General features: G+C 66.6%; 9 protein-coding genes. 5 read left to right on the top strand and 4 right to left on the bottom strand.

The features are described 5' to 3' along the window. Window positions 1-526 (top strand): hypothetical protein (locus ABZW16_RS40835; protein WP_354961520.1); only part of this gene is annotated, 526 nt, incomplete at its 5' end. 40 nt (window positions 527-566) lie between these two features. On the opposite strand, the gene ABZW16_RS40830 is transcribed toward ABZW16_RS40835, so the two are convergent. The 4 genes from ABZW16_RS40830 to ABZW16_RS40815 form a co-directional block, all read right to left on the bottom strand. After that, window positions 567-1,154: an ATP/GTP-binding protein gene (locus ABZW16_RS40830; RefSeq protein WP_354961519.1), complete on the bottom strand. Its 588-nt coding sequence runs from the start codon at window positions 1,152-1,154 to the stop codon at window positions 567-569. Beyond that, window positions 1,151-3,952, bottom strand: a complete 2,802-nt coding sequence (locus tag ABZW16_RS40825; RefSeq protein ID WP_354961518.1) for an ATP-binding protein — start codon at window positions 3,950-3,952, stop codon at window positions 1,151-1,153. The genes ABZW16_RS40830 and ABZW16_RS40825 overlap by 4 nt, the downstream gene beginning before the upstream one ends. A gap of 258 nt (window positions 3,953-4,210) precedes the next feature. Then, window positions 4,211-5,068, bottom strand: a complete 858-nt coding sequence (locus tag ABZW16_RS40820; RefSeq protein ID WP_354961517.1) for a polysaccharide deacetylase family protein — start codon at window positions 5,066-5,068, stop codon at window positions 4,211-4,213. A gap of 130 nt (window positions 5,069-5,198) precedes the next feature. After that, window positions 5,199-6,347, bottom strand: a complete 1,149-nt coding sequence (locus ABZW16_RS40815; RefSeq protein ID WP_354961516.1) for a citrate synthase 2 — start codon at window positions 6,345-6,347, stop codon at window positions 5,199-5,201. A gap of 189 nt (window positions 6,348-6,536) precedes the next feature. Here ABZW16_RS40815 and pdxH point away from each other — a divergent pair, with 189 nt between their 5' ends. From pdxH to ABZW16_RS40795, 4 genes are all read left to right on the top strand, one after another. After that, window positions 6,537-7,277 carry a pyridoxamine 5'-phosphate oxidase gene (pdxH, locus tag ABZW16_RS40810; protein ID WP_354961515.1) on the top strand — a complete coding sequence of 247 codons (741 nt, stop codon included), beginning with the start codon at window positions 6,537-6,539 and terminating at the stop codon, window positions 7,275-7,277. A 247-nt stretch (window positions 7,278-7,524) separates the two neighbouring features. Beyond that, window positions 7,525-8,808, top strand: a complete 1,284-nt coding sequence (locus ABZW16_RS40805) for an MFS transporter (protein ID WP_354961514.1) — start codon at window positions 7,525-7,527, stop codon at window positions 8,806-8,808. A gap of 157 nt (window positions 8,809-8,965) precedes the next feature. Beyond that, a complete protein-coding gene (locus tag ABZW16_RS40800) occupies window positions 8,966-10,270 on the top strand; it encodes a citrate synthase (RefSeq protein WP_354961513.1) in 1,305 nt (434 codons plus the stop codon). A gap of 44 nt (window positions 10,271-10,314) precedes the next feature. Beyond that, on the top strand, window positions 10,315-10,674 hold the full coding sequence (locus tag ABZW16_RS40795; protein ID WP_354961512.1) for an FKBP-type peptidyl-prolyl cis-trans isomerase: 360 nt from the start codon (window positions 10,315-10,317) through the stop codon (window positions 10,672-10,674). Window positions 10,675-10,760 lie beyond the last annotated feature (86 nt).

Genomic DNA, 10,760 nt, shown 5'->3' with positions numbered 1-10,760 from the left:
CGCCGGGTCGGCGACGATTCTCGGTGTGCGGCCCCAGCGCAGCGAACCAGGACACGTTTTCTGGGTCCGCGTGCAGGTGGAAGGCGCGCTGCCGTACGAAACCCGGGTCCGGCAGCGGATGCGCCCAGAAGATCTGGAGTGGATGCAGCCCGGGGATGTGATCAATTGCCGGGTCGATCCGGGCGACCGCGACCGGCTTGTGCTCTATGTGCCCGATATCGAGGAGACCGGCCGGGCCAGCATTGCCAAGATCCTCGCCGACGGCCGCCGCGCCGATGCCACTGTACTGGCCGCCGCACCGGTGGCTGCCGATTACGCCGGTCGCGACGATCCGGTGCTGCGCCTGGACCTGGAACTGCATGCCTGGGATGAGGCGAAACCGTGGCGCGTGCGCCTGATCCAGCCGGTCCCACTGGCCGCCCTCGGTCTCGTTGATCTGGGCCAGCACCTCGAGGTCGCCTTCTTCACCGTCGACCGCGGCGAATCCGTCGCGGTCGACTGGCTCGCCTCCCTCGGCGAGGACTAGCTGTCGAATGGGCGGCTCGGCACAGCCGCCCATTCGATCACTAGCTCTTCGCCTTGACCCGGGCCAAGGCGTGGCCGGTGAGTGCGATCAGGGCGGTTTTGGCGGACTCCCGGTCTCTGGCGTCGATCATCATGACCGGGACGTCGTCGGATAGCGACAGCGCGTCGCGGATGGCCTCCTCGGGGAATTTCGGGGCGCCCTCGAATTCGTTCACCGCGACCAGGAACGGTAGACCGAGTTCCTCGAAATAGTCGACCGCGGCGAAGCTTTCGTCCACCCGACGGGTATCGACCAGCAGGATGGCGCCGATCGCGCCGAGGCTGAGGTCATCCCACATGAACCAGAACCGATGCTGGCCAGGGGTGCCGAACAGGTAGAGCACCAGATCCTCGGACAGGGTGATCCGGCCGAAATCCATGGCCACCGTGGTGGTCTGCTTATCCGGGACCGCGGAGGTGTCGTCGACCTCGGAGCTGAGCTGGGTCATCAGCGCCTCGGTCTTCAGCGGCACGATATCCGATACCGCGCCCACCAGGGTCGTCTTGCCGACCCCCATTTCTCCGGCTATCACGATCTTCGCCGAGACAGCGCGGGACGCGGCGGGGGCTTCTTGCTCAGGTGCGGTCATCGAACATCCTCGGCTGCAAAGGGTTTCAACTTACCAGTGGCTCTTCCGTCACGTACCCCCCGCTGATAGCTGTTCAATCCTGCACGGATCGATTCCGGGTTCCGTCGTGGGCCCGCCGCCGAATCCGTTGTCCCCGCCCCTGATTCGGCCCCACCGGGCACCAACTGATTTCCAGGGTCTCGTTTCGGTAGTCCGGAGGTCGTCCTTTCCGTGATCTGCGCATCCGCCGCCCGCTGTGCGGCAGACCAGCCTTCATCCGCCGCCGAATGCCAATTCGTCAACACCGGTAACTCCCCTGTAGTCGGATCCGCCAACCACTTCGACATCATCCCGGCGAATATCGGCGTCGTTTCACCACCGGTATCCTGCGCCGATTCCCCGTCCGGTGTGGATCGGATGGACTCTGCCGCATCCCCATTCGCCCCGGATGGTGTGGATTCGGTAGGCGCGGTCTGGAAGAACGATGATGTCTTGGCCACGCGCTGGGGCCCGGTCGGTGGACCCGAATCGGGCTCGCTCGCGGACGACGGCGTAGCGGCGGGCGGTGTCGCGCTGGCCGGTGTCGAGGTAGCCGGGGCCGATGTGGTCGCTGCGGTTGCATCGGAAGTCTTGGCTGCGCCAGCGGCTGCACCTGCCTTCCGGCGCCCCTTGCGATTGACACCCGGAACCCGTTTCGGCAGGCCATAACTGGTGATCACCGGCGGTGCGGCGGGTGCGGCGGGCGCGGGCTCCGCTGGCTTGGACAGGGCCGACGGTGGCGCGCCGATCCGCCGGGCCGTGGGTGCGGCCTTGGCCGCGGGGGTGACCGCCTTCGCGGGCACAATGACCTCGACCGCGGGCGTGACTTTTGCGGCCGACTCGGCCGTGGCCGTCGCCGCGGTACCCAGCGCATCGCGATGTACCGGAATCACCGGCTTCAGAGTCGCCGGATCATTTGGATCCTGGGACGGCACGTCGATGAGCGCGGGCGGAATGTGCAGGCTCGCGGTGATTCCCGGGCTCAGCGCTCGATCGTGGGAACGCCGTAGTCGAACCGTGATGCCATGGCGCTCGGCGAGCTTGCCGACCACGAACATGCCCATCTGCCGGGTCGTCGCGACGGTGACCGCAGCCGGCGTCGCCAGCCGCTCGTTGATCTCGTTCAGCTCGGCCGCCACGATGCCGATGCCCTCGTCGATGACCTCGATCAGCAGGCCGCCCTCGGAGGTCCGGCTGTAGGAGAACGTGACATCACTATCGGGTGGTGAGGCGCGCAGCGCGTTCTCCAGCATCTCCGCGATCAGGTGCACCACATCGGTGGCCGCGATGCCAGCGACCCAACCATCGGGTGTGGCACCGGATTTGACCCGCTGATAGTCCTCGACCTCGGAGACCGCGGCGCGCAGAATATCGCGCACCTCGACCGGTCCGGACCGATCGTGGCGCGACCGCGTCCCGGCCAGCACCAGCAGGTTGGCGCTATTGCGCCGCATGCGGGCGGCCAGGTGGTCGAGCCGGAACAGCTGTCCGAGCCGTTCGGGATCCTTCTCCTCGAATTCCAGCGCCTCGATCATACTGAGCTGGCGATCCACCAGGGTCTGGCTGCGCCGCGCCATGGTCTCGAACATGTCGTTGACCTGATCGCGCAGCAGTTGCTGCTGGGCGGCGAGTTTGAGTGCCTGCGTGTGCAAACCATCCACGGTGCGGGCGATTTCGCCGATCTCCTCACCGGTGTGCACCGGCACCGGTTTGACCGTGATGTCTTCGAGCTGGGCGCCGAGCATGATCCGCTCGACCTCGCTGGGCAGATCCTGTTCGGCGAGTTCGCTCGCGCCCGCCCGCAGCCTGCGCAGCGGCTGCAGCAGCGAGTGCGCAACCAGCAGCGCAAAACCGAGCGCCGCGACCACCGTGACGAGCACCACGAGTGAGGCCCGTAGGGCCGCGGACTGGGCCGCCGTCACCTTGTTGTCGACATCGCTGATGACGCCCTGCACGATCTCGCCGGTGAGTCCGGTGTAGACATCGCGGGATTCGATGGCGAGCCGCCGCAGTTCGACCAGGTCCACGATGTGGGTGTGGATCCCGGTCTCGATCATGTCCTTGAGCACGGCGTTGTTGGGACGCACCACCCGATCGAGGTCGGGCTTGGCCGCGGGCACGGCCTGCTCGATCGCATCGGTGGTGGCCAGGAATCGCCCCTGCGCAGTATGGAAACCCTCGGCCTCGGTCGGCTGCTGGATTGCCTGCATCGCCGCCATCAGCCAGTTGAAACCCTCGACCTTGCCGACGAGCACATCGGAGAGCTGTGCCTTCGCGACCACGACCGAGCCGACGCGGATCGGGGTGAGCAACTTGTCCACGGTGCCGATGGCATCGACGACGATCGCGTTGTTCAATTCGACGGCCTTGACCGGATCGCCGCCGCCCTTACCGCCCGAGCGGATGACTTCACTCGTTGCGGTCATCTGCTGCAGCGCCCTGGCGACCGTCGCATCGAGGCCCCTGCGCTTGGCGCGCAGGGTGGCTTCGGTAATAGCCGTTGACAATTCGACCAGGTCCTGGTCGGTGGTGGTGCCGTAAACCTGCCCGCCCGCGACGGTCGAGGCCGCGGATTCGAGTGCGGTGATCGCCGGAATATCGGAGATCCGATCAGCGGCATCGGCGTATTGGGAGTAGTCATTGAAGAAGACCGTCAGGCGCAGGCCGCCGAGCAGAATGGCCGCGGCCAGCGGAAGCGCAACGGCCGCGCCGACTTTCCAGCGCACCCGCCATTGCTCCAGGTGCCGCCACCGAGTGTGCGCGAATATTCCCTGCGCCACCCTACCTACCGCCTTCCGCTCGGATCGGCCCGATCAGGTCACCTCGCGCTCGGCGAAATGCCCAGTGAGCAGCCGTGATCCGTCTCACCATTGTGCTGCGCCCGAACTTGTCGGGCAGGTTTGTCTATGAGCGACCGGCAGGCGGTCGGCTGACCTCGGGATAGCAGTCAGCATCGGTACCATACTGGCTCGCCGCCGAGGGTTGCGCGTTATTGCCGCGATCCCTGGGGCGTCCAGTCCATTCCGTAATATTCGTGTTCACAGATGGACAAAGGTGAACCCCGCCGCACGCAGTGCGGGCAGCGCCGTGGTCATCCCGGCGGCCGTCCCGGAGTTCGGCCGGTGCATATGCGCCAGCGAGATCGCACCCGGTTCCGCGGCTTTCATCGCGCTCTGGACCTGTGCCGCGCTCGCGGTCGCGCCATAGTCGGCGTTGATGCTGAAACCGACGGGCCGTTCGCCGAGCTCGTTCACGATCGACACCGCGACATCGTCATAGTGCGCGGTACCCGCGCGGAAGAAGCGCGGTGGTTTGCCCAGCAGGTTGGTGAGTCGTTCGTGATTGGCCCAGACCTCGTCGACCGCCTCCTGCGGCGATCCGGTGCCCGCGATGTCATAGGCGGCCCGGCCGGTCACCGAGAGCGGCTTGTGCGCCACACCGTGATTGGCCAGCTCGAACAGCGGGTTCGCCGCCAGTTGCGCGGCCCGCCCCGGATTCGCATCGATCCAGCGCTTATTGAGGAATAGCGTGGCCGGAATCTGCTGGGAGATCAGCAGATTCAGCAGTGCCTCGTCGATATCGTTATTGTCGGGCCCGCCGCATGCGTCGAAGGTCACCGCCATTTGCTTGCCGGTTGCGGCAAAAGTGCTGGTGATGCCGTCCATCTTCATGCCCCACTGCTGCGGCTGCGCACCCGCGTGTCGGGCGGCCACCGCTGCGGGCGAGTTGGCGGCGGGCGCCTGCTGCTGGGCCTTCGGCATGGCCTGCACATCAACAGCGTTCGCGGCGGTCGTAGTTCTCGGTTGCGCGTCGGTGGTCTTGCCATTGTCGGTACTACATCCGGCGACGAATGCCGCGGCCGCAGTACCGAACCCGATCAGCCGCCGCCGCGACATATTCCTATCCAGCATTCCCCGTTAGCTCTCTCTCACAACCGTCTCCAGGATGCTACCGGTGCAAATAGCCGGACACCGTGGTGGGCAATAGATCCCACCACGGTGTCCGATTACCACCCGCTAGGGCGTACTACACGTGCGCGATGCTGGTCCAGCCGGCGACTTCCTGCGGCCGGCGCGGGCCGGGGCCGGTGTAGATGGCGGCCGGGCGGACCAGCTTGCCCAGCTGCTTCTGCTCGAGGATGTGGGCACACCAACCGGCGGTGCGGCCACAGGTGAACATCGCGGGCATCATATGCGCGGGGACCTCGGCGAAGTCCAGGATGACCGCGGCCCAGAACTCGACATTTGTCTCGATGGCGCGGTCCGGGCGACGCTCGCGCAGTTCGGCCAGTGCGGCCTGCTCCAGCGCGCGGGCGACCTCGAAGCGCGGGGCACCGAGGCGCTTGGCGGTGGCGCGCAGCACGCGGGCGCGCGGATCCTCGGCCCGGTAGACCCGGTGGCCGAAGCCCATCAGCTTTTCCTTGCGGTCCAGGATGCCCTTGACCAAAGCGCGTGCGTCACCGGACTTTTCGACGGCCTCGATCATCGGCAGCACCCGCGCCGGTGCGCCGCCGTGCAGCGGGCCGGACATCGCGCCGATCGCACCGGACAGCGATGCGGCCACATCGGCACCGGTGGAGGCGATGACGCGGGCGGTGAAGGTGGAGGCGTTCATGCCGTGTTCGGCGGCGGAAACCCAGTAGGCGTCGATGGCCTCGGTGTGCCGCGGGTCCGGATCGCCCTTCCAGCGGGTCATGAACCGCTCGGTCACCGTGGTGCACTCGTCGATCTTCTTCTGCGGCACCGCGGGCTGGTAGATGCCGCGCGCGGACTGCGCGACGTAGGACAGCGCCATCACCGAGGCGCGCGCCAGATTCTCCCGCGCGGTCTCGTCATCGATATCGAGCAGCGGCTGATAGCCCCAGATCGGGGCGAGCATGGCCAGTCCGGCCTGTACGTCGACGCGCACGTCACCGGTGTGCACCGGCAGCGGGAACGGTTCGGCTGGTGGTAGACCGCGACCGAATTCGCCGTCCACCAGTAGCGCCCACACGTCGCCGAAGGTCACCTGCGAGCCGACCAGGTCTTCGATATCGACGCCGCGGTAGCGCAGCGCGCCGCCGTCTTTGTCGGGTTCGGCGATATCGGTGGTGAAGGCGACCACGCCTTCCAGGCCGCTGATGAAGTCGGGGGGTACGGCGGTGTGCCCGCTGGGCACCGCGGGGCTGGTAGTCATGTTGTGACTCTCCTTGCACTTCGGTTCGCATTCCGTAGCGACTGCTTGCCGGTCGCTCGAAAAGGTCGCGAGCGACGGCACGCCGATCGCTCGAAAAGGCCTGTTCTCGCCGATGAGGGTGTGGCTCGCCGAGCACATGCCGATCAACAAAACCTTAGCTCCTTGCTACCGCAGAGTAACGTCTGCCCCATGCGTGACCTGGACAATTCATCCATCGATCAGGAGACGACCGTGACCGATCCGACCCTGCTCCCGGCGTCCGATCTGGCCGCCATGCGAGTCGACTACGGCGGCATGCCCTTCGGCAGCGGCGAGGACACCGATCTGGACGAAACCTGGCTGGCCGGGGGCTGGGAGCCGCTGTTGCGGCATTGGATCGAACAGGCCACCGCCGTCGGCATCCCCGAGCCCAATGCCATGGTCGTCGCCACCGTCGCGCTGACCGATGCCGGTCCGCGCCCGGTTGCCAGGACGGTGCTGTGTAAAGGCCTCTCGCCGGAGGGTGTGACTTTTTACACGAATTACGACTCGGCCAAGGGCAACCAACTGGCAGGTGTTCCGTTCGCCGCCGCGACCTTCGTCTGGCCCGCGCTCGGCCGCCAGGTCCATGTGCGCGGGCCGGTCGAGCTGGTCTCGCCCGAGACCACCTCCGTCTACTGGCGTTCCCGGCCGCGCGATTCGCAGTTGAGCGCTTGGGCCTCGCGGCAGTCCCGGCCGATCGCCTCGCGCGCCGAACTCGACCGCACGCTGGCCGAGGCCACCGCCCGCTTCGCCGATGTCGACGAGATCCCGCTGCCGCCGCATTGGGGCGGCTACCTGATCCGGCCCGATGAAGTGGAGTTCTGGCAAGGTCGTCGGGGTCGGCTGCACAACCGGATCCGGGTGCGCATCAGCGGTGACGCCATGATCGTCGACCGACTACAACCCTGACCAGGCCGACCCGACGTCCGGCCGCCGCCCCTCATCGAATCGCTGCGCGACAGTGGCCGACCCGTCGTCCGGCCGCCGCCCCTCATCGAATCGCTGCGCGATGCGCCCACCCGTCACCCGGCCGCCACCCCTCAACGAATCGCTGCGCGATGCTCGACTGTCGGGCCCCCAACGTTGTTGGGCCGCTGACCGACTGTCGGGCCCCCAACGTTGTTGGGCCGCTGACCGACTCGTTACGCTGCGGTCGGTGAAACTGCTCGCCGACACCACCCCGCTGCGCTATCCCGATTTCCGACGGTTGTGGACCAGCAATATCGTCACCGTGATCGGTTCGCAGCTGTCCGTGGTGGCGGTTCCGCAGCAGATCTTCCAGATCACCGGCAGCTCGGGCTATGTCGGGCTGGCCGGGTTGTTCGGCCTGATACCGCTGATCGTGTTCGGTCTGTGGGGCGGTGCGCTCGCCGACGTGATGGACCGGCGCAAGCTGATGCTCATCACCAACTGCGGCACCGGCGTGACCGCGCTGGCCTTCTGGGCTCAAGCCGCGGCCGGATTCGACAATGTGTGGATCGTGCTGGGGCTTTTCGCCGCGCAGCAGGCGCTGTTCGCGGTGAACCAGCCGACCCGCAGCGCCGCCATCCCGCGGCTGCTCCCCGTCGAACACCTGGCTGCCGCCAGCGCGCTCAGCATGACCGTGCAGCAGATCGGCGCCATTGCCGGACCGGTGCTCGCGGGTGTGCTGATCCCTGTCCTCGGGCTGTCCACCCTGTATCTGATCGACGCCGTCGCGCTGCTCGCCACCGTCTGGGCGGTGTGGAAGCTGCCGGCCATCGCACCAACCGGAACCGCGCGCAAGGCCGGATTCCGCACGGTGCTGGACGGTTTCGCCTATCTGGCGACGCAGCGCATCCTGCTCGCCTCCTTCATCGTCGATGTGATCGCCATGGTCTTCGGCATGCCGCGCGCGCTGTTCCCGCAGATCGCGCGCGAGACCTTCGGGGACCCGACCACCGGCGGCGTCGCGCTCGGCCTGCTGTTCGCGTCCATGTCGGTCGGCGCGGTACTGGGCGGGGTGTTCTCCGGCTGGATCGCGCATGTGCGCCGCCAGGGGCTGGCGGTGGTGGTCTGTATCGCGCTGTGGGGTCTGGCCATGGTCGGCTTCGGGCTGGCCGTCGGACTGACCGGCCACGGCCTCGGCATCGGGCCGGGACTGTGGATCGCGCTGGCCTGCTCGGCCTTCGGCGGTGCAGTAGATATGGTCTCGGCCGCACTGCGCGTCGCCATGTTGCAGACCGTCACCACCGATGAGATGCGCGGGCGGTTGCAGGGCGTGTTCATCGTGATCGTCGCAGGCGGCCCGCGCATCGGTGATGTTGCCCACGGTTTTGCCGCGGCCGGCCTGGGTACCGCGGTCGCCGCGGCGGGCGGCGGTGTGCTGGTGGTTATCGGTGTAGTGCTGGCGGCACTGGCATTTCCGGCATTCGTGCGATATCGGATCGCCAGGTCGTCGTCGGTGCCGGTGTCGAGTTAACGCGATAAACCTCACGTGACGCGAAGGTGTTTGTGAGGTCGGTCGCTGGGCACCCTCGTTCTCGGGCCGTGCGAGCAGCGACTAGCGTCTACGTGAGAGCACCGCCGTGCCGACCGCACCCCGATGCCGACGGTCCTAGCCTGAGAGGGATCCTTCTGTGCCCGAAAAAGACCACATCAACGACGCCAAGCCGGTGTTGAGTTACCCCGGCGGCGAATACGCCATGACGATCGCCGAAGCCAACGAAGGCAATGACGGCATCGACCTCGGCAAAATGCTGGCCAGCACCGGGTATGTGACGTACGACCCCGGATTCATGAACACCGCGCCGACCAAGTCGGCGATCACCTACATCGACGGCGAAGCGGGCATCCTGCGTTACCGCGGCTATCCGATCGACCAGCTCGCGGAGTCCTCGAACTTCATCGAGGTCAGCTACCTGCTGATCTACGGCGAGCTGCCGACCCAGGCGCAGTTGGACGAGTTCACCGACCGGATCCGCCGCCACACCCTGCTGCACGAGGATCTCAAGCGGTTCTTCGACGGCTTCCCGCGCAACGCGCACCCGATGCCGGTGCTGTCCTCCGCGGTGAACGCGCTCTCGGCGTACTACCAGGATTCGCTGGACCCGCGCGATCCCGAACAGGTCGAGCTATCGACCATCCGACTATTGGCCAAGCTGCCCACCATCGCGGCCTACTCGTACAAGAAGTCGGTCGGCCAGCCCTTCCTCTACCCGGACAACTCGCTGAGCCTGGTGGAGAACTTCCTGCGGATGACCTTCGGCTTCCCGGCCGAACCCTACGAGGTCGATCCGGAGATCGCTGCCGCCCTCGACATGCTGCTCATCCTGCACGCCGATCACGAGCAGAACTGCTCCACCTCGACCGTGCGCTTGGTCGGCTCCTCGGACGCCAACCTGTTCACCTCCGTCTCCGGCGGTATCAATGCGCTGTGGGGCCCGCTGCACGGCGGCGCCAACCAGGCCGTGCTGGAGATGCTGGACGGCATCAAGGCCGAGGGCGGCAATGTCAAGGAATTCATCCGCAAGGTCAAGAACAAGGAAGACGGCGTGAAGCTCATGGGCTTCGGGCACCGCGTCTACCGCAACTACGACCCGCGTGCCTCGATCGCCAAGAAGCACGCCGACGCCATCCTGTCCAAGCTCGGCGGCGATGACGAATTGTTCGATATCGCAAAGTCTCTCGAAGAGGCCGCGCTCACCGACGAGTACTTCATCTCGCGTCAGCTGTACCCGAACGTCGACTTCTACACCGGCGTCATCTACAAGGCCATGGGCTTCCCGACCCGCATGTTCACCGTGCTGTTCGCGATGGGCCGACTGCCGGGCTGGATCGCGCACTGGCGCGAAATGCACCGCGAGCCGTTGAAGATCGGCCGCCCGCGTCAGATCTACACCGGTTACGGTCACCGTGACTACCACGAGATCAACGGGCGTTAGTTTTTCCGTCCAATCCACCGTCACCTATCAGAGGGGATAGCCGAATGACCAAGCCGGAGATCGAATTCCAGGAGGGCCCCGCGCCCACCGAGCTGGTGATCAAGGACCTCACCATCGGTGAGGGTAAGGAAGCGGTGCCGGGTGGCGTCGTCGAGGTGCACTACGTCGGTGTGGAGTTCGACAGCGGCGAGGAGTTCGACTCGTCCTGGAAGCGCGGCGAGTCCATCAGCTTCCCGCTGCGCGGCCTGATCCAGGGCTGGCAGGACGGCATCCCGGGCATGAAGGTCGGCGGCCGCCGCCAGCTGACCATTCCGCCGGAGCTGGCTTACGGCCCGGCCGGTGCTGGCCACCACCTCTCGGGCAAGACCCTGGTCTTCGTGATCGACCTGCTGGACGCGAACTAGGCTCTGTTTGATTTGCCGCGCCTGCGGCGCGGCGTGTTCGCGGCCCCCTTTTGTCTCGCGTCCGAGCCGTCGAGACTCGCGACTGC

Source organism: Nocardia sp. NPDC004604, from assembly GCF_040609795.1.
In the GTDB taxonomy this organism is placed as follows: domain Bacteria; phylum Actinomycetota; class Actinomycetes; order Mycobacteriales; family Mycobacteriaceae; genus Nocardia.
This window is presented reverse-complemented; position numbering and strand designations above follow the sequence as displayed.